The 22,531-nt window shown below is 69.6% G+C and carries 18 protein-coding genes and 2 pseudogenes; 8 read left to right on the top strand and 12 right to left on the bottom strand.

Annotated features, from left to right (window positions below; translation table 11 throughout):
* Nucleotides 1-211: 211 nt before the first annotated feature.
* Nucleotides 212-2,194 (top strand): PPC domain-containing protein, encoded by a 1,983-nt coding sequence (locus tag HEB94_RS27210; protein ID WP_192752528.1) that lies wholly within the window; start codon nt 212-214, stop codon nt 2,192-2,194.
* On the opposite strand, the gene HEB94_RS53740 is transcribed toward HEB94_RS27210, so the two are convergent.
* Nucleotides 2,149-3,042, bottom strand: coding sequence for a helix-turn-helix domain-containing protein (locus HEB94_RS53740; protein ID WP_192752527.1), 894 nt, complete (start codon nt 3,040-3,042; stop codon nt 2,149-2,151). The two genes, HEB94_RS27210 and HEB94_RS53740, sit on opposite strands and share 46 nt — an antisense overlap.
* A 71-nt stretch (nt 3,043-3,113) precedes the next feature.
* Between HEB94_RS53740 and HEB94_RS27200 the strand changes: the two genes are divergently transcribed.
* Complete coding sequence (locus tag HEB94_RS27200) at nt 3,114-3,998, top strand: phytanoyl-CoA dioxygenase family protein (protein ID WP_192752526.1); 885 nt, start codon at nt 3,114-3,116, stop codon at nt 3,996-3,998.
* A gap of 11 nt (nt 3,999-4,009) precedes the next feature.
* On the opposite strand, the gene HEB94_RS27195 is transcribed toward HEB94_RS27200, so the two are convergent.
* The 5 genes from HEB94_RS27195 to HEB94_RS27175 form a co-directional block, all read right to left on the bottom strand.
* Nucleotides 4,010-5,020 (bottom strand): NsdA family TPR-like regulatory protein, encoded by a 1,011-nt coding sequence (locus tag HEB94_RS27195; RefSeq protein WP_337918022.1) that lies wholly within the window; start codon nt 5,018-5,020, stop codon nt 4,010-4,012.
* An 818-nt stretch (nt 5,021-5,838) separates the two neighbouring features.
* Nucleotides 5,839-8,568, bottom strand: coding sequence for a pyruvate, phosphate dikinase (ppdK, locus tag HEB94_RS27190; protein WP_192752524.1), 2,730 nt, complete (start codon nt 8,566-8,568; stop codon nt 5,839-5,841).
* A 156-nt stretch (nt 8,569-8,724) separates the two neighbouring features.
* A complete protein-coding gene (locus HEB94_RS27185) occupies nt 8,725-9,519 on the bottom strand; it encodes an oxygenase MpaB family protein (RefSeq protein ID WP_192752523.1) in 795 nt (264 codons plus the stop codon).
* A 144-nt stretch (nt 9,520-9,663) separates the two neighbouring features.
* Nucleotides 9,664-10,698 carry a sigma-70 family RNA polymerase sigma factor gene (locus HEB94_RS27180; RefSeq protein ID WP_192756697.1) on the bottom strand — a complete coding sequence of 345 codons (1,035 nt, stop codon included), beginning with the start codon at nt 10,696-10,698 and terminating at the stop codon, nt 9,664-9,666.
* A gap of 56 nt (nt 10,699-10,754) precedes the next feature.
* The gene (locus tag HEB94_RS27175) at nt 10,755-11,684 is read right to left on the bottom strand and encodes an alpha/beta hydrolase (protein ID WP_192752522.1); all 930 of its coding nucleotides are present in this window, start codon (nt 11,682-11,684) and stop codon (nt 10,755-10,757) included.
* A gap of 242 nt (nt 11,685-11,926) precedes the next feature.
* Here HEB94_RS27175 and HEB94_RS54795 point away from each other — a divergent pair.
* Nucleotides 11,927-12,193: pseudogene (locus HEB94_RS54795) on the top strand (transposase); the annotation flags it as partial.
* 69 nt (nt 12,194-12,262) lie between these two features.
* Here the strand turns inward: HEB94_RS54795 and HEB94_RS51140 are convergent.
* A complete protein-coding gene (locus tag HEB94_RS51140; protein WP_337918021.1) occupies nt 12,263-12,853 on the bottom strand; it encodes a zinc-binding dehydrogenase in 591 nt (196 codons plus the stop codon).
* Nucleotides 12,854-12,876: 23 nt separating this feature from the next.
* Nucleotides 12,877-13,212, bottom strand: a pseudogene (locus tag HEB94_RS54790) (alcohol dehydrogenase catalytic domain-containing protein); the annotation flags it as partial.
* 116 nt (nt 13,213-13,328) lie between these two features.
* Here HEB94_RS54790 and HEB94_RS27160 point away from each other — a divergent pair.
* Complete coding sequence (locus tag HEB94_RS27160; RefSeq protein WP_192752521.1) at nt 13,329-13,991, top strand: TetR/AcrR family transcriptional regulator; 663 nt, start codon at nt 13,329-13,331, stop codon at nt 13,989-13,991.
* A gap of 218 nt (nt 13,992-14,209) precedes the next feature.
* Here HEB94_RS27160 and HEB94_RS27155 read toward each other — a convergent pair whose 3' ends face one another.
* The 4 genes from HEB94_RS27155 to HEB94_RS27140 form a co-directional block, all read right to left on the bottom strand.
* A complete protein-coding gene (locus HEB94_RS27155; RefSeq protein ID WP_192752520.1) occupies nt 14,210-15,469 on the bottom strand; it encodes an IS701 family transposase in 1,260 nt (419 codons plus the stop codon).
* A gap of 61 nt (nt 15,470-15,530) precedes the next feature.
* On the bottom strand, nt 15,531-16,679 hold the full coding sequence (gene dusB / locus HEB94_RS27150) for a tRNA dihydrouridine synthase DusB (RefSeq protein WP_192756696.1): 1,149 nt from the start codon (nt 16,677-16,679) through the stop codon (nt 15,531-15,533).
* Nucleotides 16,680-16,836: 157 nt separating this feature from the next.
* Complete coding sequence (locus HEB94_RS27145; protein WP_192752519.1) at nt 16,837-17,628, bottom strand: hypothetical protein; 792 nt, start codon at nt 17,626-17,628, stop codon at nt 16,837-16,839.
* Nucleotides 17,629-17,659: 31 nt separating this feature from the next.
* Complete coding sequence (locus tag HEB94_RS27140; protein ID WP_192752518.1) at nt 17,660-19,039, bottom strand: glycine--tRNA ligase; 1,380 nt, start codon at nt 19,037-19,039, stop codon at nt 17,660-17,662.
* A 159-nt stretch (nt 19,040-19,198) separates the two neighbouring features.
* Here HEB94_RS27140 and HEB94_RS27135 point away from each other — a divergent pair, with 159 nt between their 5' ends.
* Genes HEB94_RS27135 through HEB94_RS27120 form a run of 4 tightly spaced genes read left to right on the top strand, consistent with a single transcriptional unit; the run spans nt 19,199 to nt 22,449 of the window.
* Complete coding sequence (locus tag HEB94_RS27135; protein ID WP_192752517.1) at nt 19,199-19,636, top strand: DUF6703 family protein; 438 nt, start codon at nt 19,199-19,201, stop codon at nt 19,634-19,636.
* A 55-nt stretch (nt 19,637-19,691) separates the two neighbouring features.
* Nucleotides 19,692-20,663 carry a metal ABC transporter substrate-binding protein gene (locus tag HEB94_RS27130; RefSeq protein WP_192752516.1) on the top strand — a complete coding sequence of 324 codons (972 nt, stop codon included), beginning with the start codon at nt 19,692-19,694 and terminating at the stop codon, nt 20,661-20,663.
* Nucleotides 20,660-21,481 carry a metal ABC transporter ATP-binding protein gene (locus tag HEB94_RS27125; protein ID WP_337918020.1) on the top strand — a complete coding sequence of 274 codons (822 nt, stop codon included), beginning with the start codon at nt 20,660-20,662 and terminating at the stop codon, nt 21,479-21,481. Before HEB94_RS27130 ends, HEB94_RS27125 begins: the two co-directional genes overlap by 4 nt.
* Nucleotides 21,478-22,449 carry a metal ABC transporter permease gene (locus tag HEB94_RS27120; protein ID WP_337918019.1) on the top strand — a complete coding sequence of 324 codons (972 nt, stop codon included), beginning with the start codon at nt 21,478-21,480 and terminating at the stop codon, nt 22,447-22,449. Before HEB94_RS27125 ends, HEB94_RS27120 begins: the two co-directional genes overlap by 4 nt.
* The last annotated feature ends 82 nt before the right edge of the window (nt 22,450-22,531 follow it).

Genomic DNA, 22,531 nt, shown 5'->3' with positions numbered 1-22,531 from the left:
CGGTGCGCGACCGAGGTCTGGCAGCGCTCCTTTACCAGATCTTTGCTCGTGCTCAGGGACCAGAAGGGATCACCCTCGCGGGGGATGGGCCATCCGCGCCCCGACCCTAGGCTCGATCGTCAACGGGGGACGACCAAGGCGTGGTGTCTCCAAACGCGCCACGCCGTCACATCGGCGTACCCCCGGGCTGACGATCTGAGGGAGAGAGCCGATGAAACGCCGTTGGACAATGGGTGCGGCGCTCGGCGCGGTGGTGCTGGTGGTGCCAGGAATGCTGGCGACGAGTGCGGCCGCGTCCGACCCGGACGAGACGAGACGCGAAGCGCAGCGCCAGGCCGCCGAACTCGGCCTGCAGACGACGCCGCCCGCCGCGCCGGGTGAGGGGCCACGCTCCGCGAACCCGTACCTCTCGCTGCTGCCCGACCCGAGCACCGCCGACTACATCGGCTGGAACAGGGTCCTGCGGGCGGCAGGTGAGGAGCGCGCGAAGAAGCTCGCGAAGAAGAACGCGGCAGCGCGGGTCCGGCAACCGCTTTCAGTACGAGACGCCGAGTCCGCGACGGAGTACGGCGACAACGACAGCGTGGCGACCGCGCAGCGGGTGAAGGACTTCGGCACCGGCAAGCGGGACAACCCGCGGGCCCACGTCACCGGCGCCCTCGCGCCCGAGCCGGTGGAGACCGTCACCCTCCCGCGTGGTGCGGAGGACGACGGCGCCATCCCGCTCGCCCGGGCGACCTGGATCGACCAGGAGCGGGCCAGCATCCGCACCGAAGCCAGCATCGGCGACGGTCCGCACGGCTCCGCCGGTGACCAGACCGGCGACTTCGACTTCTATCGCCTCGAGGCGACCGCCGGGAAGACCCTCACCATCGACGTCGTGGCCGCCGACGGCCTCCTGTTGCCCGGCATCGCGTTGTACGACGGCCAGGGACAGCTCGTCACCGCGGGCCAGGACATGACCGGCCTGGGTGGCCCGGTCCACCTGTCGTACCAGTTCGAGGAGGCCGGCACCTACTACGTCTCGGTGGGCAGCGCGTACCCGTTGCCGTTCCCGATCAACCCGTTCGACTCCGGCAGCGGCATCGGCGTGGGCACCGAGGGCCCCTACACCGTGACCCTCACCGTCGCGACCGCTGACCTCGACGTGTACGCGGTCGACCTGGCGCCCGGCGACGTCCTCGGCGCCACCGTGCGCGGCAGTGCCCGGAAGCTGAGCGTCTTCGACCCGGACGGCGTCCTCGTCCAGGGCTCGGGTCTCGACGTGTCCGCGGTGCTCCCCGCCGACTCCCCGCTGCCCGGCGGCGGCAACGCGACCGCCGACCACGTGGCGGCGGTCGGCGGCCGGCACTACATCGCGATCAGCGACGAAGCGGGCGACTACGACGCGACAGTCGAGGTCTACCGGGCCGGTGGTGAGCGCCCCGAGACCCAGACGATCTTCCTCGACTTCGACGGCGCCCGGGTCAACAACAGAATCTTCGGCGCGGCGGCCCTCGTTCCCGGCGTCCGCGAGCTGAGCGGGCTGGACGCCTTCCTCGGCAACTGGGGACTCACCCCGGCCGACCGGCCGGCGCTCGTCGAGGCGGTGACCCGGACCGTCCGGGACAACCTGTCCCGCGAGGTCGCCGACGGCAGCACGAACCCCCGGGTCGACGTCCGGATCACCAACTCCGAGGACGATCCCGACACCTTTGGGCGCCCCGGGGTCAGCCGCGTCATCGTCGGCGGCACCATCGAGGAGGCCGGGATCTTCTCCGCCGTCGGCATCGCGCAGTCCATCGACCCGGGCAACTTCGACCGCGCCGAGACCGCGCTGGTGCTGCTGGACCAGATGAGCGCCCCCGCCGGCAACGTTCTCTCGCTGAACACCTACGTCGCCGACGACGCCGACAAGATCGCGTTCCTCGGTGAGGCGATCGGCAACGTCGTCTCCCACGAGGCCGGGCACTACCTCGGCAACTATCACACCAGCGACCTGAGCGGGGTGACCAGTCTGATGGACACCGGGCACCTGTTCGACCTGTTCGGACTGGGCCCGGACCTGATGGGCGGGACGGCCGACGACGTGGACAACCGGTTCACCTCAGACCGCTACGAGGAGACGCAGGGCTTCTCCGGGCTGGAGAACAACCTCGACCGGACCGGTTACGCGCTGACCCGGGGCCGGACCCTGCTGCCCGCTCGCCACTGACGGCGAAACTCCCGGGGAGTTCGACCGGACTCCGCACGAAACGCCGTGGCGAAGTGCTGGGCGGAGGAGAACCCCAGTTCGACCGCGATCTGGGTGACGCTGTGGTCGGTCTCGGCCAACAGCATCTCCGCCCGGTGCAGCCGCAGCCGCCGCTGGTACCGGGCGGGACTGGTGCCGAGCTGGGCGGTGAACAGCTCCGCGAGGTACGCCGGTGAGAGCCCGACCGCACCGGCGAGATCGGCCAGCCGCAGCCGCAGCGCCGGATCCGCGTCGAGCAGCCGACGGGCGTGGGCGACGGCAGGGTGCAGTCCGACCCTGCCGTCCGCCCGCTCGCTCGTCATCAGGCGGGTGACCTCGACCAGGAGCTGTCGCGCGGTCAGCGCCAGTCCCGTCGTACGCAGCGACTGGGTGGTGGTGACCTCACGAAGGAACGCCTCGAAGGGCCCCAGCGCCGAGCCGGCGTCTGGCAGGTACGCCGGGAATCGCCGCCACCACGGCCGCGCGACGTCGGGCAGGTCGGCCAGCAGCACCGCGACGTCGAAGGCGGCGAACACGAACTGCCAGGCCGTCGTCGCCGGAGCGACCATGTGGTGGACCGCACCAGGTGGCACGACGAGCAGCCCGTGCCGCGCGACGGCGTACTCCCGATCGCGCACCCGCCAGCGCGTCGGCGGCCCGTCGGTCTGCAGGTACAGCTCCCACACCGGATGCGTGTGGGCACCGATGAGCCAGGAGGTGGGCGCTCGCTGGTCACCCGCGTGCACGAGGCCGGGCACGCCCGCCTGGTCGAGGTAGGCGTGGAAGCCGGCCTGGATACCCGCGGGGCGCACCAGGCAGCCGTCGTTCACCCGGTGATTCTGTACGTTTCACGGCCGCAACGTGAACGCCCGCGACCAGAGCCGGCCGTAGCGTCCCGACCATGACCACCACGACTGAGGCGCTTCTCGAGCGGTACGCCCACCTGCTGCCGACATCGCGGGACGTGGCCTTCTACCAGGAGCACGGGTACTGGATCTCCGGCCAGATCCTGCCGCCGGAGGTACTCGACACCGCCGAGCGCGGCATGGCGCGCTTCTACGCGGGCGAGGCGGATCGGCCGCTCCCCGACGGCTCGGACCGGACCGGCTGGCGACCCGAACACGGCGACATCCTCCGCAAGAACGACTACTCGTCACTGATCGTCGACGACCTCGCCGTTCTGGTGCGCCATCCGCTGGTCGGAGCCTGCGCCTCTCTCCTGAACGGCGAACCGGAGATCCGGCTGTGGCACGACCAGCTGCTCTACAAGCCGGCCGAGGAAGGGCTCCCCGCGTCGGGGACGGTGAACGTCGGCTGGCACACCGACCGGCAGTACTGGCGTAGTGCCGCGAGCAGCGAGATGCTCACCGCCTGGGTGCCCTTCCACGACGTCGGCGTACGCGAGGGTGCGGTGTCCTTCGTCGACGGCAGCCACCGTTGGCAGGACGACGTGGTGCTCGACTTCTTCAACCCCGACCTGTCGACCCTCGACTCGGTGCGTGCGCGACACGACGTCAAGGTCGTCGTCGCGGAGATCCCACGCGGTGCGATGAGCTTCCACCACTGCCGGATGGTGCACGGCAGCGGTCCGAACCGGAGCGCGGCGCCCCGGCGAGCGATCGCGATCCACATGCAGCCGGGTTCGAACCGCTTCGTGGAGCACCTCCGCGCCGACGGCACGCTCGCCGCACACCCGAACGACACCTACGTCCGTCGTACGCCGGAGAACCAGCCGGACTACACCGACCCGGTCACCTGCCCGCGGTTGTGGCCGCCGGCGGAGTAGACCGGCGGCGGCTACTCGACCAGTGTCGCGAGCCGGTGTCGCAGTTCGACGACCTCGGGGATCATCGCGTGCGGCCTCGCGTAGCGGTGTAGCTCCCGCAGGTCGTCGGCCATCCGCCGGGACCGCAGCCGCCCCGCGGTGTCCAGGGCGTACGTACCGATGGCCACCGCCTCGCGCGGATCGTCGGTCGCCATGGTCAGCGAAGCCAGCTTGATCCGGGAGATCGTGCGTGACCGGGCGAACGGCGCGGTGTGCCCGGCGACCGCGGTGGCGAGACGGCGGCTCGCCTCCGTCGGGTACCCGCGCACGTCCAGGTCGAAGAGCGCGTGGCCGGTGTCACCCGCGTGTTGCGCGGCGTCGTAGTAGGCCATCCACGGTGGGTTCTCGGCCGGGTTGGCGCGCGCGAACGCCTCGTCGGCCGCGCCGACGACCCGCAGCGTCTCCTGAGTTCGCCCCAGCTTCGCGAGGGCCCGCGCCCGGGCGGTCAGCAGCATGGCCTGTTCGGTGGCGTGCAGGCGGTCGGTGCGCATCAGGGCGAGGTCGGTGAGGGCCATGCCGGCGTCGGCGTGTCCGCGCCAGATCGCCAACCGGGCCATGGAGGACAGCACCTTCGCCCGTAGGTGCCAGTTGCCCGACGCCTCAGCGCAGGCGAGGGCGAACTTGAAGATGCGTTCGGCATCGTGGAACGCGTAGGCGTCGAAGGCCATGAAGCCGGTGACATGACCGAGATGACCCACCGCCTCGTGCAGTTCGAAGCGCTCGCGCTGGGAGGCACCGGCCTGCAGCAACCGGGCCGACCACCGCAGCTGAGTGACCACGGCGTCCCGCACGAACCCGCCGCCGTAGGTGTGGTCCCACCGCGAGAACAGCGTCGCGGCGGCTCGCACGTGCGCGATCTCGTCCCGTCCGATCCTGGCCGGGACGGGACTCGACTCGATCGGTCGGAGCAGGTCGAAGGCCGCCGGCGTGAGCAGCCCGCCGACGCCGAGCAACGATGCCCGCATGAAGTCCTGGCGATTCACATCGGTGACGGTACTCGGGCCTCGGCGGGGATTGAAGAAGCCGAGATCTCGGTCGCTCGCAGCTCCGAGAACAGCTCGAAATGCGTCGCGATACATTTTCTGCGGCCAGCGAATCACCCCCCTCTCGAGCTTGCCGACGTAATTGGCGTCGATTCCGAACTCGCGCCCCGTGTGCCGCAGCAAATAGGTGTTGACCTGGTCGGCGAGCTCCTGGCGGGACATCGCGTGGCCCGGGGATTCTTGGGACAGCGTCTTTTCCCTGGCGGAACGTAACCCATTGTTGGGTTCCAACCCGACACCTCCTCATGGGCGACATCCCCCATAATCCACTAGGTGTGCCGGAGTGGAAAGGTTGAGAAAGACGAGAAACATCCCCGAACCCTCCCCTACCATCTCCCCGTCCAACTCCCTTCCCCGCAGGCATTGTGTGTCCAATGCTCAAATGCGTGCCGCGCGGCGGTTGGGTGCCCACCGTGAACTCTGCCCAGCCGCCGCGCGTCACGCCAGGGGGGTCGACGACGTACGGAGGGGCGAGCGGTGATGGTGGAGACGGGGGAGACAGCCGGCGTGGAAGGGCTCCTCGCGAAGCCGGAACTGTACGCGATGATGCGGCGCGAGGACGCGAGCGGCGTCTCCGGCTCGGGCCTGGTCGCGTGGGTCACCCGCTATCCGAACGGCAAGTGTTCGGTCGCCTGGCACGCCGGTCCCGTGCGTTCGGTCGTCGTCTACGACGCGCTGATCGAGGTCGAGGCCATCCACGGGCACGGCGGCCGTACCGAACTCGTCCGGGTCTTCCCGAGCGGATCCGACGTGTGCGCTCAGCGGCTCGCGTTGGCCGCGTCGGAGTCCATGGGCCCGGTGGGCGCGGTCCGCTCCGCCAGCACCGCCGCGCGACCGGCCTCCAGCCTCGCGACGGGCACCCGGAACGCCGAGCAGGACACGTAGTCGAGCCCCACGTCGTGGAAGAAGTGCACCGACTCCGGGTCGCCTCCGTGCTCGCCACACACGCCGAGCTTGAGGTCGCGACGGGAGGCCCGGCCCTCCTCACTCGCGATCCTGACCAGTCGGCCCACGCCGTCGACGTCGATGGACTCGAACGGCGAGGCGCCGAAGACACCCTTCTCGAGGTAGGCCGAGAAGAAGCTGCCCTCCACGTCGTCCCGGGAGAAACCCCACGTGGTCTGGGTCAGGTCGTTGGTGCCGAAGGAGAAGAACTCCGCGACCTGCGCGATGTCCCCCGCGGTCAACGCGGCACGGGGTAGCTCGACCATCGTCCCGATCGGGATCGGTGCGCTGAAGCCCGTACGCTGCCGGACCTCCGCGATCGTGCGTTCGGCGTCCTCGCGGCTGAGTTCGAGTTCCTGGACCGCGCCGACCAACGGGATCATCACCTCGACCCGCGGGTCGCCGCCCGCGTCGGCCCGGATGGCCGCGGCCTCGGCGATCGCCCGCACCTGCATGGTGGCCAGACCAGGTACGACCAGGGCCAGGCGTACGCCACGCAGCCCCAGCATCGGGTTCTGCTCGTGCAGCCGGCGGACGGCCTGCAGCAGGCGGAGGTCGCCGCTGTCCTCCTTGCCCCGCTCGCGCGCGAGCGCGACCCGGACCGACAGTTCGGTCAGGTCGGGCAGGAACTCGTGCAGCGGCGGGTCGAGCAGCCGGACCGTGACGGGCAGGCCGTCCATCGCCGCCAGGATCTGCACGAAGTCGTCGCGCTGGAGGGGCAGGAGCGCCTCGAGCGCCTCCTCGCGTTCCCGTTCCCCCTCGGCGAGGATCAGCCGTTCGACGTAGCGTCGGCGGTCCCCGAGGAACATGTGCTCGGTCCGGCACAGCCCGATGCCGGCCGCGCCCATCGAACGGGCCCGCGCCGCGTCCTCGGGCATGTCGGCGTTCGCGCGGACACCCATCCGCCGCCGGTCGTCGGCCACCGTCATCAACCGGTGGACGGCACCCACCAGTTCGTCGGCGGCGGCCGCGTCCGGGTCGAGTTCGCCCTCGAAGTAGCGGACGACGGGCGAGTCGACCACCGGAACCTCGCCGAGGAAGACCTCACCGGAGGAGCCGTCGATCGAGATCACGTCACCTTCGCGGACCTCGACGCCACCGGGCGCGGTGAAGAGTCCGTGGCCGAGGTCGATGTCGAGTTCCTCCGCACCGCACACGCAGGTCTTGCCCATCCCCCGCGCCACGACGGCGGCGTGGGAGGTCTTGCCGCCCCTGCTGGTGAGAATTCCGCGCGCCGCGATCATCCCGTCGAGGTCGTCCGGCGTCGTCTCCCGACGGACCAGGATCACCTGCTCGTGCGCGTTCTGGGCCCAGTCGACGGCGGTGCCGGTGTCGAAGACCGCGCGGCCCACGGCGGCGCCGGGCGAGGCGTTCATACCCTTCGCGATCGGCGTCCGTTGCGCCCGCTCGTCGAAGCGGGGGAACATCAGCTGCGCCAGTTGGTGCCCGTCGACCCGGGCGAGTGCCTCGTCCTCCTCGACCAGCCCCTCGTCGACGAGTTGGACGGCGATCCGGAACGCCGCGGCGGCGGTGCGCTTGCCCACCCGGGTCTGCAGCATCCACAGCCGGCCACGCTCGATGGTGAACTCGATGTCACACAGGTCCCGGTAGTGCCCCTCGAGGGTCGCCATGATGTCGAGCAGTTGGGCGTAGGCCTCCTTGTTGTGCTGGCCGAGGTCGGCGAGCGGAACGGTGTTGCGGATGCCCGCCACCACGTCCTCGCCCTGCGCGTTGGCCAGGTAGTCCCCGTAGATCCCGCGGGCGCCGGAGGCCGGATCACGGGTGAACGCCACACCGGTACCGGAGTCGGGCCCGAGGTTGCCGAAGACCATCGCGACCACGTTGACGGCCGTACCGAGGTCGGCGGGGATACGTTCCTGGCGCCGGTAGGTCTCGGCCCGGGGAGCGTTCCAGCTGTCGAACACGGCGCGGACCGCGGCGTCGAGTTGCTCGCGCGGATCCTGCGGGAAGTCCCGCCCGCTCTCCTCCGAGACGATGGACTTGTACGTCCTCACGAGCCCGCGGAGCGCATCGGCGTCCAGGTCCACGTCATGTTCGGCGCCCCGGTCGCGCTTGACGTCCTCCAGTGCCTCGTCGAAGTGGGCGCCGTCGATACCGAGCACGGTACGGCCGAACATCTGCAGCAGCCGGCGGTAGGAGTCCCAGGCGAAGCGTTCGTCGCCGGCCTGCTCGGCGAGCCCGCGAACGGACTGGTCCGTCAGGCCGATGTTGAGGACCGTGTCCATCATCCCGGGCATGGAGAACTTCGCGCCGGAACGGACGGAGACGAGTAGCGGGTCACCCGGGTCGCCGAGGGTCTTTCCGCGCGCCTTCTCCACGCCCGTCAGGTGGGCCGTGACCTCGTCGTGGAGTTCGGCGGGCTCGCGGCCGGTCTCGAGATAGGTGCGGCACGCCTCGGTCGTGATCGTGAAACCGGGCGGGACCGGCAACCCTAGGTTGGTCATCTCGGCGAGGTTGGCGCCCTTCCCACCGAGAAGGTCCCGCATGTCCTTGTTTCCTTGGGCAAAGTCGTAAATGAACATCCGGGACGACCTCCTACCCCTGCCCCAGTGCGAACCCCCAGCGCGCTCCGTGCACGACTTCCTGGTTCGAGGCTATGTCGCGGCGGCGGTCGTCCGGGCGCCTTGCGACACACCTCGCACCACGTGCGGGTCCGAACCGTCTCGAACGGGAGAAAGTCACACCTGCGCGGGGATCGCGGGGCGCGGCAGCAGGGCACTCGCCTGCTGGATGCTGCGCAGGCTGAGCGTGACGGTGAGCTCGGTGGTCGGAAATGTCGGAATGCCATACATCCGCCGGGCCCATCGCGGAAGCGCACAGAACGCCAGGAAGTTGAGCGTGGGCACCGCGAGCCGAAGTGGTGCGAGCCGTAGCGGGAACGGCGGGTTGAACGAGCTGAGCACACCCTGCCTGGCTTCCCGGCACGCGTACAGCCTCGGCCGCATCCTCGCGAAGTAGTCCGCGAGGTCGGCCCGGGAGGCGGGCGCGTCGGAGTAGGGGATGCCAACAACTTCGGCGGCGCGGCGGCTCTCCGCGACATAGGTGTCGGCATCCTTGTCGTTGCTCAGGATTCCCGACCGCCGCGCGATGTCGACGTAGGAGTCGATCTCCCCGCAGTGCACCCAGAGCAGGCCTTCCGGATCATCGAGACGGAAGGTCTCGTCGGTGTCCGGGTCGTAGCCGGTGAGGCTCGCGTGGATCGCCCGCACCCGGGCACCGGCCCGCTCGACCTGCGCCGTGGTGCCGAAGGTCCGGATCGAGACGAACTCCGTCGTCCGCAGAAACCGGGCCCAGGCCTTCTTGCGGTCGAACAACGCGGAGTTCTGGAAGGTGCCACGCATCACCCGCGGGTGCAGCGACTGCAGGTACAACGCCCGCACACCGGCCACCCACATCACGTGCTCGCCGTGGACCCGCCAGGTGACCGAACCGGGCCCGAACAACCCGGTGTCCTTGCGTGCGCGCGCTGCCATGTCCTGACGGTACCTCCCCAGGCCCGGCGGCTCAGCCACGAGTCGGTACCAGTCACCCGGGTGGATTCCGGACAGTCCCGGGTGACTGGCCGCACCTCCGCCGGAAGCGGCGCCGAGGGTTGTCAACGACCCCTTGCACTCGCCTCAGGTCGTTCGGGGAAAGGACGGAGCGCCGGCACCCTGGTGGACCGGTGGGAGGCCGAACCTGGCGACCAGATCAGGGCCGCCGCCGAAGACGATGACGCGGGCGATACCGGCGTCGGTAACGGTGAGCACGCCCAGCCCGAACGCTCGGTGGATCCCGTCGCCGTCGCGGTGGTAGGCGCCCACGGCGGGCTGTCCGTTGGCGGAGACAGGGATCATCCGCCAGTCCCCCGGACGCCCGATCACCTGGGTGAGGAAGCGCAGGCAGGTGGCGCGGCCGGCGAACCAGGTGCGGGTGCCGACCAGTTCGATCGCGGCGTCGGTGCGCAGCGCGCGTTCCAGGGCTGCCGTGTCGGCGTTCTCGAAGCCGGCGATGTAGTCGTCGAGCAGTGCGCGGGCGCGCGGCTCGGTCGGCTTGCTGAGCTGCTCGCGTACCGGGGCCGCCTGGTCGAGGCGGGCGCGGGCACGCTGCAGCGCGCTCTTGACGGCTGCCGGCGTGGTGTCGAGCAGGGTTGCGACCTCGGTGGCGGGAAAGCCGAGCACCTCGCGCAGGATGAGAACGGCCCGCTGCCGCGGAGGCAGGTACTGCAGGCTGGCGATGAGCGCGAGCCGCAGGCTCTCCCGTGCGGTCACGATCGTCGCGGGGTCCTCCGATTCCGGGGTCAGCAGCGCGTCGGCGATCGGCTGCACCCACGCCACGTCGGGCCCGGCCGGACTGGGCGGGGCGTCCGGGTCGCCGCTGGGACCGCCCAGACCGGAGGGCAACGCCCGCCGTCCGCGGTGCTCGAGAGCGGTCAGGCAGGCGTTGGTGGCAATGCGGTACAGCCAGACCCGCAAGGACGACCTGCCCTGGAAGGTGCCGTACGACCGCCACGCCCGCAGGAAGGTCTCCTGCACGAGATCCTCGGCCTCGTCCGCCGAACCGAGCATCCGGTAGCAGTGCGCCAGCAACTCACGCCGGAACTGCTCGGCGCGGCGGGCGAACTCGTCGCTGCTGAACTCGCCCTCGTCGCCGGCGCCCTGCCTTGCCTCCATCACCACGTCCCTTCCTTCACACTCCGGCACCCCTCCGCCTCTGGCAGTGAAACGAGTCACAGGTGAAGCTTCGGTCGTACCCACTCGGCCATGGCCCGCACCGCCATGTCGGCCTCCGGCGCTCGACCGGCGGCCATCTGGAAGGTGTGCGGCATGTCCGGGAAGACGTCGAGCCGGACGTCGACCCCGGCCTTTCGGGCGTGCTCGTCCAGCCGACGCGCGTCACTGAGCAGTGTCTCGTCCCCACCCACCTGGATGTAGATCGGTCCGAGGCCGGAGAGGTCGGCGAACAGCGGGTTGGCCAACGGATCGCGGGGATCGCCGCCCTCGCCCAGGAACATGCCGGCGAACAGGCGGACGGACTCCTGGTAGAAGAAGGGGTCCCGGTCCCGGTTGGTTCCGTACGACTCTCCGGTGGCCTCCGGGTCGACCCAGGGCGAGAACAGCATCGCCGCGGCCGGCAGCGGCAGGCCGCGTTCCCGGGCGCGCAGCTGGGCGCTGATCGCCAGTCCGCCGCCGGCGGAGTCGCCGGCGAGGGCGATGTGGTCGGCGCTGATCCCCTGCGCGAGCAGCCACTGGTAGGCCGCGGTCGCGTCGTCCACCTGGGTCGGGTGGGTGTGTTCGGGTGCGAGGCGGTAGTCGAAGATCAGCGCCCGCGCCCCGGTCGCCTTGGCGAGGTGAGCGAACATCTTGCGGTGGGTGTACATGGAGCCACTGATGTACCCGCCGCCGTGCATGCACAGCAGCACCCGATCCTCGGTGCTGTGTTTCGGCACTGCCCACATCGCGGGCAGAGCGCGCTCGTCGGCGTCAACGGAGGTCTCGAGGTAGGTCTCGACGGAGGTCTCGAGGTAGTCCACCTCGCGCGGTTCGGCCGTCAGGTTCCCCCAGGACTCGTCGTCAGGCTGCTCGGCATCCGGCCGCACCATGGCCAGCCGGGCTGCCGCCCAGTGCCGCCTGACCGCTTCGGACTGCTTGCTCGGCATCGTCGTGTCTCCTCGCTCAGGCATCTCGCCTCGCGACGACGACATCGGTGCGCCGCGAAGCCTTCGACAATGAAGACCGCCGCCGGCCGAAAAGGAATCGTCCGTTCACAGCTGGGTTGTACGTGCACAGCGTGAGCTCGCGGAACAGGTCATGAGCACCTGGGGCGCGCGGGGTCACGCCCGGAAGTCCGCGGAAACAGGCCTTGGCCCTAAGGCCGTGTATCGAAAGTGGATCTTGGAGCATGAATGATCGTGATTCATGGCACGGGGACGTCGAGCAGGGCCAGAAGCCAATGTCGATCGTGGTCACGGCTGGGCAGCGCGGTGACTCGCCGCAGTTCGAACCCGTCTTGGAGAAGATCCGCGTGCCCCGCGTCGGGGCGGGCCGGACACGCGTCCGCCCCGAGCGAGTGCGGGCCGACGAGGCGTACGCCTCCCGCAAGAACCGCGCGTACCTGCGACGCCGCGGAATCCGCTGCACCATCCCAGACAAGGCCGACCAGGTACGGAACCGCAGGAAACTCGGCTCCCGTGGCGGCCATCAACGAGTGGCTGTGATCAGCACCTCCACAGGGGTCCTACGCGACCCTGACCACGTACTTGCCCTGGACGCCGCCCGCCTCCAGCGCCCGGTGGGCCGCCGCGGTCTCCTCCAGGAGGAAGACCGTGTCCACCGCAGGGCTCAGCTTTCCCTCGACCACATGGCGGGCGAGGTCGTCGAAGTGCGCCCGCGTGGGGTTGCCGCTGAAGAAGCGCACCCGGCCGTGTCCGTGGACCATGCTGGCCGCGAGGTAGCCGAGCGACGCAGCGGGCCGTTTCACGTCGAAGGCGATGGTAACCATGCGCACGCCGGGATTCAGTTGGCGCCGATAGGCCCGCACATCGGTCCCGACAGTGTCCAAGACCACGTCGAAGTCTCCCAGTTCCGCCGGCCGCACGGTCCGGTGGTCGACGGCTTTGTGCGCGCCGAGCCCGCGGACGAAGTCGAGGTTGGCTGCACGGGCGAGGGCCGTGACCTCGGCGCCGTACGCCCGTCCGAGCTGGACGGCGGCGTTGCCGACGCCGCCCGCCGCGCCCCGGACGAGGAGCCGTTCGCCGGGGCGCAGCCCGGCCTTGTCCCGCAGCGCGGTAATGGCCGTGGTGGCCACCGGCAGCGCGGCGGCTTCCACCAGGTCGAGCCGTCGGGGAGCCTGCCGACCCGCTCGGCGGGCACGGTCACGTATTCGGCGGCGCTGCCGAACCCCGACGTGCGACCCAAGACCCCCCATACGCGATCGCCGACCGCGAGCCGCGTGACTCCGGCACCCATCGCGGCGACCTCGCCGGCGAAGTCCAAGCCGACACGCTTGGGGGGTTTCCGGCCGCCCACGAGACGGAGATGGCCGGCACGGGCTGCCAGTTCTCCGCCGTTGACGCTGAACGCGTGCACCTTCACCAGCACCTCGCCGGCGGTCGGCTCGGGGCGCGGCACGCGGCCTAGGTACAGCACATCGGGGCCGCCGTAGCGGTCGTAGAGCACAGCTTTCATCATGCGGTCGTTCATCGTTCTGCCTTTGCCGCCGGTGGTCGTACAAGGAACTAACACCGACGGTAGGCTCTTAAGTGGACGCAATCGTCCGTTTGGACCCGAAGCAAGAGGCAGTGATGGTGGAATCCTCTCGGATCGCAGCCCAGGACGGGCTGCGCGCCGACGCGCGACGCAACCGGGAGCGCGTCCTCGCCGCCGCCCGTGCGGTCTTCGCGGAGCACGGGATCGATGCCCCGATGGCGACCGTGGCGCGTCGGGCCGGAGTCGGCGTGGCGACGCTGTACCGGCATTTCCCGACCCGGGACGTCCTGGTGCGGGGCGCGTTCGCGCAGCAGATGGACACCTGTGTGCGGGCGCTCACCGAGGCTCTGGCCGCCCCTGACCCGTGGCAGGGATTCCAGCAGCTGATCGAAACGGTCTGCGCTCTGCAACGGGAGGAACGCGGGTTCCCGGCCGCGTTCGTCGCGGCCTTCCCGGAAAGCACGTCGGAACACGCGCAGTCCCGACAACGAGCCGAGCGGGACTTCACAACTCTGGTACGCAGGGCTCAGGCGTCGGGCGCTCTGCGGGCCGATTTTCACCCTTCCGACCTCGCCGTGGTCCTGTTGGCACACTGCGGTCTGGTGACCGCCCTACCGGGTGACGGTGCAGCGTCCCGGCGCCTGGTGGCCTACCTGCTCCAGTCGTTCCGCGCCGACACGGCCAACCAGCCGCTGCCTCCGCCGACCGCGCTGGCACTGCGCAGTCTCCCGATTGCAGCTGACAGTCCCCAGCGGTAGCGGGCCCCCAGAGCCTGACCTGACACGCCCACTGCCGCGGGGCGCGTCCAGTCCGACAACCCCACTTTCGCAACAGACCCTAGTAGGACTTTGTCATGTCGATCATGGTGGGGCGAGTGCTTCGATGTGGTCGATGGTGACTTCTTGTCGGCAGGTGGGGCATGCGCCGGCGATGAGGGCGAGCACGATTTGTAGCTCGTGTACGACTGCGTACAAGCTCAGGCCGGCGCATCCTGTTTTGGGTCGAGTCTGACCATGGTGCAGAAAGCTTGGGCGATCGCGACGAGTGTGACGTGGCGGTTCCAGCCGGTCCAGGAGCGTCCTTCGAAGTGGTCGAGTCCGAGCCCGGTTTTCAGTTCGCGGTAGTCATGTTCGATCCGCCACCGGATCTTTGCCAGGTCGACGAGCTGATCGATCGGTGTGTCGGCAGGCAGGTTAGAAAGCCAGTAGTCGGTAGGCTCGTTCGCCTCATCGGGCCATTCGACCAGCAGCAGCTTCGCCGGCAAGGTCCCATCGTCTGCGCGAGGGATGTCGCGGTTGGCCGGACGTACCACGAACACCGCGAACTTCGAGGTCATGGCAGCACTCGGATTACCTTTCGTTTTTCTGGTCCCCTGCCGCCACGCCACCTCCTGGTAGGCATCGCGGCCGGCCGCCATGGCGATCTCGCGCAGACTCGATGCCGGCTTCGGGTAGTGGGGCTTGGGACGTCTGCCACAACCACCGTTACGTGGCGGTCTCACCGGCTCCGCTTCGCCGGGGTGGGCGCTGGTGCCGGCTTTGAGTGCGACCACATAGTCCAGACCACGTTCTTCCACGCCGAGCCGGAACCTGGTGCAATCCCCATATCCGGCATCGGCAACGACGGGAAGCCTCGGCGACCCCCATTCGGTCTGCTCATCAAGCATGTCCAGCGCGAGCCGCCACTTCTCGATATGCCTCACGTCGTCAGGGACTTTGGATTCGGCTCGCTTCCGGCGGACCTTCTCGGCCTGCTCGGGATCATCCCAGGCCTTGTCGTCCCAGCTTTCCGGGCAGAACAACCGCCAGTCAACCGCCGCCGAGCAGGTGTCGTTGACCGCGTGAACACTCACCCCGATCTGGCAGTTGGCGGTCTTGCCCAACGTCCCGGAATACTGCCAGGCCACACACGCCGAGGCAGGCCCGTCCTTGGGGAATCCGGTGTCGTCGATCACGTATGCCCGCGGCCCAATCGCCTGCGCAGCCCACGAGCTCAACCTGCGCCGCACCGCGGTGAAATCCCATGTCGAGGAGGTGACGAACTGCTGCAACCGCTGATGATCCACACCCAGCCGCTCCGCCATCGGCTGCATCGACTTACGCCGACCATCAGTCAACAGGCCACGCAGATACAACTCACCCGTGGCACGCTGATCCGAACGCGCAAGACAACCCAGCATGTCGGCTGCGAACTCGCCAAGCCTCGGCCGCAACTCCGCTATCTGATCAGGAGTCATGCACCGACCATGTCAGAACATCAACCACAGAACACGAAACGACACACCTAACAAAGTACTACTAGCCGCCGGAGACGCCGAGCTCTGCCGCCGCGAGGTCCGTGCCGAGCCCGTCCTGGTCGTCCAGCCAGCCGGACGGGAAGGTCACCGACCGTGGGCTGCCCTGCCGGCCACGGGCCTGGCCGAGCGCGTCGAGGGGGAACGGCTGGTCGAGGTCCAGCTGGGCCAGCAGCGCGTCGAGTTCGGCGAAGCTGGACACGAGGCCGAGATCGCTGCGCAGGTGCTGGCGTACGGAGAACCCCTTGAGGTACCACGAGACGTGCTTGCGGAACTCGCGGCTGCCGCGGTCCTCACCGATGTGTCCCGCGAGGAGTTCGAGGTGGCGACGCATCATCGCGGCGACCTCGCCGAGCGAGGGCAGCGCGGGCGCCGGCGCACCGGTGAACGCGGCCGCGAGGTCGCGGAACAACCACGGCCGGCCAAGACACCCTCGACCCACGACCACGCCCGCGCAACCGGTCTCGCGCACCATCCGCAGGGCGTCGGACGCCTCCCAGATGTCGCCGTTTCCGAGCACCGGGATGCTGACGTGCGCGGCGAGCGCGGCGATCGACTCCCAGTCGGCCACACCGCTGTAGTGCTGGGCGGCGGTACGGCCGTGCAGCGCGATCGCGGCACAGCCGGCGTCCTCGGCGATCCGGCCGGCGTCGAGGTAGGTCAGGTGGTCCTCGTCGATGCCCTTGCGGGTCTTCATGGTCACCGGGACGCCGTAGGGGGCGGCCGCCCGGACCGCCGAGCGCAGGATCGCGTCGAGCAGCTTCCGCTTCCACGGCAACACCGCTCCCCCGCCGCGCCGGGTCACCTTGGGCACCGGGCAGCCGAAGTTGAGGTCGACGTGGGCGACGCCGTACTCGCCGCAGAGGATCTCGGTGGCGCGGGCGACGTAGATCGGATCGACGCCGTACAACTGCACCGAGCGGACACTCTCGCCCGGGTCGAAGACCAGCATCCGGCGCGTCGTCTCGTCGCCCTCGGCGAGTCCGCGCGAGGTGATCATCTCGCACACGTAGACGCCGCCGGCGCCCGCCGGAAGCGGCGTCTCCGCCCGCTCGTGCAGCGGGGCCTGGCCCTGTTCGCGACACAACGCCCGAAACGCCGCGTTGGTGACACCGGCCATCGGTGCGAGGACGACCGGCGGGCTGACCGTCATCGGTCCCAACGCGAAGCCGGCCGGCGCGGCCGTGGGAGCGGTCCCCGCGTCCGGGTGCGTGGCCGCGGCCTGTTCGGGACGGGCAGGCTGGTCGGGGTGGACGGGAGCTGTCGGCGTTTGTGTCATCCGGAAACGAAGATCCTGGTCAGAGCCGTGGTCAGGCGTCGGGGCTGAAGGCGAGCGCACCGGCGGGGAGCAGCTTGCCGCGGTAGGAGACCTGCTTGTTGTAGATGTCGGTCACCCAGCAGGTGAGCCCAGTCTGCGCCCCGACCTTGACGAGCTCCAAGTCGACCACGTCGCAGGTCACCCGGGCGGGGCGGAACGCCTGCCGCGTCGCCTCATAGACCGCCTTCTTCTCCGTCACCGGCAACTCGTCCGCCGTCCAGGTCCACTTGACCTCGGACTCCTTGACGGTCGCGGAGATGTCGAACCGGGTCTGGACGCCGTCGAGCTTCACGTCACAGGTGAACTTGTAGCTGCCCACCCGGATGATGTCGTTCTCCGACTTCGAGCACTTCGACGTCGTCTGCTTCTCCTCCACCTCGCCCGCCGAGGCCCAGACGATGGTCTTCAGCCGGTAGGTGATCCGGTCCAGCTCGGGATCGGTCTCCTTGGGCTCCTTGGGCATCTCCGGCGCCGGATAGGTCTTCGACGGCTGGGGAAGCGGCGTCATCGTGATGGTCGGCGTGGGGCTCGGCGTCCGTGTGGGCGTCGGGGTGGAGTCCGGTGTGTCGGTGTTTCCGGTGAGCCGGCGCGGGGAGATGTCGCCCCGGTGTGAAGCCGCCGGCTCCGGTGAGTGCAGCGAGGGCGCCGGCCCGGCGGAGGGTTCGACGCCACCGCAGGCGGCGGTGAGACCGATGGCCAGTCCGGCGAGCCCGACACCGAGCAGGCCGGCGGGACGACGCAGCAGAGGCCGACCCAGCTGGGCGCGGAACGAGGCTCTTCTCATGGGAGTTCTCACGGCAGCGAGCGGACCTACCTCAGCAGCCGACGAGCCGCTCGGCGAGGTAGACCTCCACCCCGTCAAGTGGCACTCGTTCCTGCGTCATCGTGTCGCGTTCACGCACCGTCACGCAGCGATCCTCCAACGTCTCGAAGTCGACCGTTACACAGTACGGTGTGCCGATCTCGTCCTGACGACGGTACCTTCGCCCGATCGCTCCCGCATCGTCGAACTCGACGTTCCAGGAGCCGCGGAGGTTCTCCGCGAGCTTGCGGGCCTGCGGTGACAGGTCGGAGTTGCGGGACAGTGGCAGCACCGCCGCCTTGACCGGGGCGAGCCTGCGGTCGAGGCGAAGGACGGTACGACGTTCGAGCTTGCCCTTGGCGTTGGGCGCCTCGTCCTCGGTGTAGGCGTCGAGCAGGAAGGCCACCATCGACCGACCGACACCCGCCGCCGGCTCGATGACGTAGGGCGTCCACCGCTCACCCTTGTCCTGGTCGAAGTAGGACAGGTCGGCGCCGGAGCGCGCGGCGTGGGTGGTGAGGTCGAAGTCGGTGCGGTTGGCCACGCCCTCGAGTTCGTCGAACTCCTTGCCGCCGAAGCCGAAGCGGTACTCGATGTCGACGGTGCGCTTGGAGTAGTGGGAGAGCTTCTCCTTCGGATGCTCGTAGAACCGCAGGTTGTCCGGGTTGATCCCGAGACCCGTGTACCACTCGAAGCGGTTGGCGAGCCAGTAGTCGTGCCACTCCTCGTCGCTGCCCGGCGGGACGAAGAACTCCATCTCCATCTGCTCGAACTCACGGGTGCGGAAGATGAAGTTGCCCGGCGTGATCTCGTTGCGGAAGCTCTTGCCGATTTGCGCGATGCCGAACGGCGGCCGCCTGCGGGCCGAGGCCATCACGTTGGCGAAGTTGACGAAGATGCCCTGGGCCGTCTCGGGGCGGAGGAAGTGCAGGCCCTCGGCGCTCTCCACGGGACCGAGATGGGTCTTGAGCAGGCCGTTGAACATCCGGGGTTCGCTGAACGCGCCCTTCGTGCCACAGGTCGGGCAGCCCAGCTCGGACAGGTCGGCGGGTGGTCTGCCGTGCTTGTCCGCGAACGCCTCTTCGAGATGGTCGGCGCGGAACCGGCGATGACAGCTCTGACACTCGGTCAGCGGATCGACGAAGGCGTCGACGTGACCCGACGCCTCCCACACCGCTCGCGGCAGGATGACCGAGGAGTCCAGACCGACGACGTCCTCGCGGGTGCGCACCATCGCGCGCCACCACTGGCGCTTGAGGTTTTCCTTGAACTCGACACCGAGCGGACCGTAGTCCCAGGCCGACCGCGTACCGCCGTAGATCTCCCCGCAGGGGAAGACGAAGCCACGACGCTTGCACAGGCTGACGAGGGAGTCGATGCGGTCGGGTGACACGTGTTCACTCCATCCGGCTGGGTGTCGGCGGGGACGCGGGGCATCAGGCTACCGGTGTCTGGGCGTGGACCGGTGCCGTACGCCCACAGTGGGTGAGAGGATCGAGGACGAACCGATCGTCGCACCAGACGACGTGCCCAACGCCACCCGAGGAGAACCGTGTCCAACCGACCCAGGTCGAAGCAGTCCAAGGCCGCCGGGCCGCGGACTCGCCCGCCCGGGCCCAGGGGCGGGGTCACGCCGCGCTCGGGCACTTCCCGCCGCCCCGGTGCGTCGGCGAGGGGTGCGCAGCCGGAGGCGTCCGCGCCGACCGCCACCGGTTTCCGTCGCAAGGTCGAGCGGGCGAGCTACCCATTTGTCCTGCGGCTGCACCGGATGCCCCGATGGCTCGTCACCGCCGCCCTCGCCGCGCTTCTTGTCGCGGGTCTGCTGGCGCCCTCGCCCTACGGTCCTGTCTGCCTCGGTGTCGTGGTGGCCCTGATGGCCTGGCTGACCTATCTCGCCTGGAACCAGGGCGACCGGGGACGCCGGGTGATCCGGGTGGTCGCACTCGCGCTCGGTTGCGCCGCCCTCATCCTGCGTATCGCCGCCACCTAGGGGCGGCGGCGGCCGGAGTTGACAGGGCTCCCGCGAAAAGTTGAGAATGATTCTCATGTTCTCCTCCTCGCGGCGCTTCGTCGCGGTCGCGTTGTCCGGAGTCTGCGCGGGGGCCATCCTGTCCGCGTGCGGTTCCGACTCGGGTACGACCGCGCCCGAGCCCGGGGAGAAGCTCACCGTGATCACGGCCTTCTACCCGCTGCAGTACGCCACCCAGCGGATCGCCGGCGACACCGCGACGGTGACGAACCTCACCAAACCCGGCGCCGAACCCCATGATCTCGAGCTGACACCGCGTGACGTCGGACACGTCGAGCAGTCCGACCTCGTCGTCTACCTCAAGGGCTTCCAACCGGCCGTCGACGACGTGGTAGCACAGGAGGCGGACGACCACAACCTTGAGGTCTCCCCGTTCGCCAACCTCACGTTGACGGTGCCTCCCGGCGCGGAGGACGACGAGCACGAACACGCGCCCGGAGACGACCACGGGCACGGCGAGGAGGGCGCCCGGGACCCGCACTTCTGGCTGGACCCGCAGCGACTGTCGAAGGTGGGCGACGGCATCGCGGCCCGACTCTCCGAACTCGCCCCCGACCGGGCCGCGACGTTTCGGGACAACGCCGCGAAGTTCCGGCGTGACCTCGCCGATCTGGACAACGACTTCAGGACCGGCCTCGCGACGTGCCGCAACCGCGACGTCGTGACCAGCCACGAGGCCTTCGGATACCTCTCCAGGCGTTACGGCTTCCACCAGGTCGGCATCACCGGGCTGTCGCCGGAGCAGGAGCCCTCCCCCGCGCAACTGCGCGAGGCCACGACCTTCGTGCGTGACCACGACGTCCGCACGATCTACTACGAGACGTTGGTGAGCCCGGCGGTCGCGAACACGGTCGCCCGTGAGACCGGCGCCACGGCCACCGTCCTCGATCCGATCGAGGGACTGACCGACCAGTCCGCGGGGACGAGCTACCCCGCGGTCATGCGAGCCAACCTGGCCACGTTACGGAAGGGCCAAGCCTGCACGTGAGCATCGGACCGGCCGGCAGTGCCTCCGGCACCGCCCACACCGACATCACCCAGCCCCCCGTCGTGCGTATCCGCGGCGGGGCGGTCGCCTATGCGGGTCAGCGGGTGCTGAGCGACGTCCACCTCGATGTCGTACCCGGAGACGTCGTCGCACTGCTCGGCCCCAACGGCTCGGGCAAGTCCACGCTCGTGCGGGCGATCCTCGGGCTGGTGCCGCTCTCCTCGGGATCACTCGAACTCTTCGGGACACCGATCACACGGCAGCGGGACCGCGCCCGGATCGGCTACGTCCCCCAACGACACACCGTGGGTGGTGGGGTACCCGCAACGGTCGAGGAGATCGTGGCCTCCGGCCGCCTCGCCCGTCGCCCCCTGCTGATGCCCTGGCTGGGCTCCGCCGACCGCGGCGTCGTCACGGACGCCATCGCGACCGTTGGCCTGGCCGAGAAGGCCCACGCCCAGATCTCCACGCTCTCCGGCGGACAGCAGCGCCGGGCCCTGATCGCCCGGGCGCTCGCGGGCGAGCCCGACCTGCTCGTGATGGACGAGCCGTTCGCGGGCGTCGACGTCGCCAACCAGGAGATCCTCACCAGGACCCTGACCAAGCTCACCTCGACGGGGGTGACGCTGCTCATCGTGACGCACGAGATCGGACCGATCGCCGCGCTCGTACGCCGTACGGTCGTCCTCGGTCACGGCCGGGTCGCCTACGACGGCCCACCCACCCCCTCGGTGCTCCGTCGGTTCGCCGGCGCCGACCCCGACCCCCACTCCCCGCCGGCGCCCGAGCCGGGCGACAGCTTCGGAATCGTGGGATGACCATGGAAATCCTGCAGTTCGACTTCATGCAACGGGCGTTGCTCGCGGCCCTGCTCATCGGGTTGTCCGCGCCCGCGGTCGGGATCTATCTCGTCCAACGACGGCTCGCCCTCATCGGCGACGGCATGGGCCACGTGGCGCTGACCGGAGTCGGGATCGGCCTGCTCACCAGGTCCGGGCCCGTGTGGAGTGCCCTCGTCTGCACGGTGCTCGGCGCGGTGGTGATCGAGTTCATGCGGGCGAAGGGGCGGACCAACAGCGACGTCGCACTCGCGGTGATGTTCTACGGCGGCATCGCCGGTGGCGTGGTCCTGCTCGCCAAGGCGCCCGGGAGCACCCCGGCGAACCTCAACTCCTACCTGTTCGGCTCGATCACCTCGACCACACCCGGTGACCTCGTGGTCTTCGCCGTCCTCGCGGCCGTCGTCCTGGTCGTGACGCTCGGGATGTCCCGCCTGTTCTTCACGGTCGGCGCCGACGAGGAGTACGCGGGCGCGGCCGGCCTGCCCGTACTCGCGGTCAACATCGTCCTTGCCGTCATGGTCGCCGTGACCGTGGTGGTGTCCATGCGGGTGGTCGGGCTGCTGCTGGTCAGCGCACTGATGATCGTGCCCGTGGCGATCGCGCAACGTCTCGGCCGCAGCTTCGCCGGCACCGTGGCGGCCGCCATGGTGATCGGCGTCGTGGTCACCGTCGGCGGGATCTTCACGTCGTACTACGCCGACACACCGTCAGGGGCGACGATCGTCCTGGCCGCCATCGCGGTGTTCGTCCTCACGGTCGCGGGCACGGCGCTGGGAGCCGCCCTCCGGCGTCCCCACACCGAGGCCGAGGACCACCTGCACCGGCACGGGCCCGTCTGCGGGCACGCGTCCGTCTCGCACCAGGACCACGTCGACTACCTGCACGACGGGCACCGGCACGCACCGCACGGCGCACACTACGACGAGCACTACGAGGAACGATGATCGTCCGGCGGCCCGGTCGCCCCGGTCGTCGCGTGAACGGACGGCCGGACGCGGCCGTGCGGGAACGTTCCACACCGACCGG

It is taken from the genome of Actinopolymorpha pittospori, assembly GCF_014873875.1.
GTDB classification, from domain to species: Bacteria; Actinomycetota; Actinomycetes; order Propionibacteriales; family Actinopolymorphaceae; genus Actinopolymorpha; species Actinopolymorpha pittospori.
This window is presented reverse-complemented; position numbering and strand designations above follow the sequence as displayed.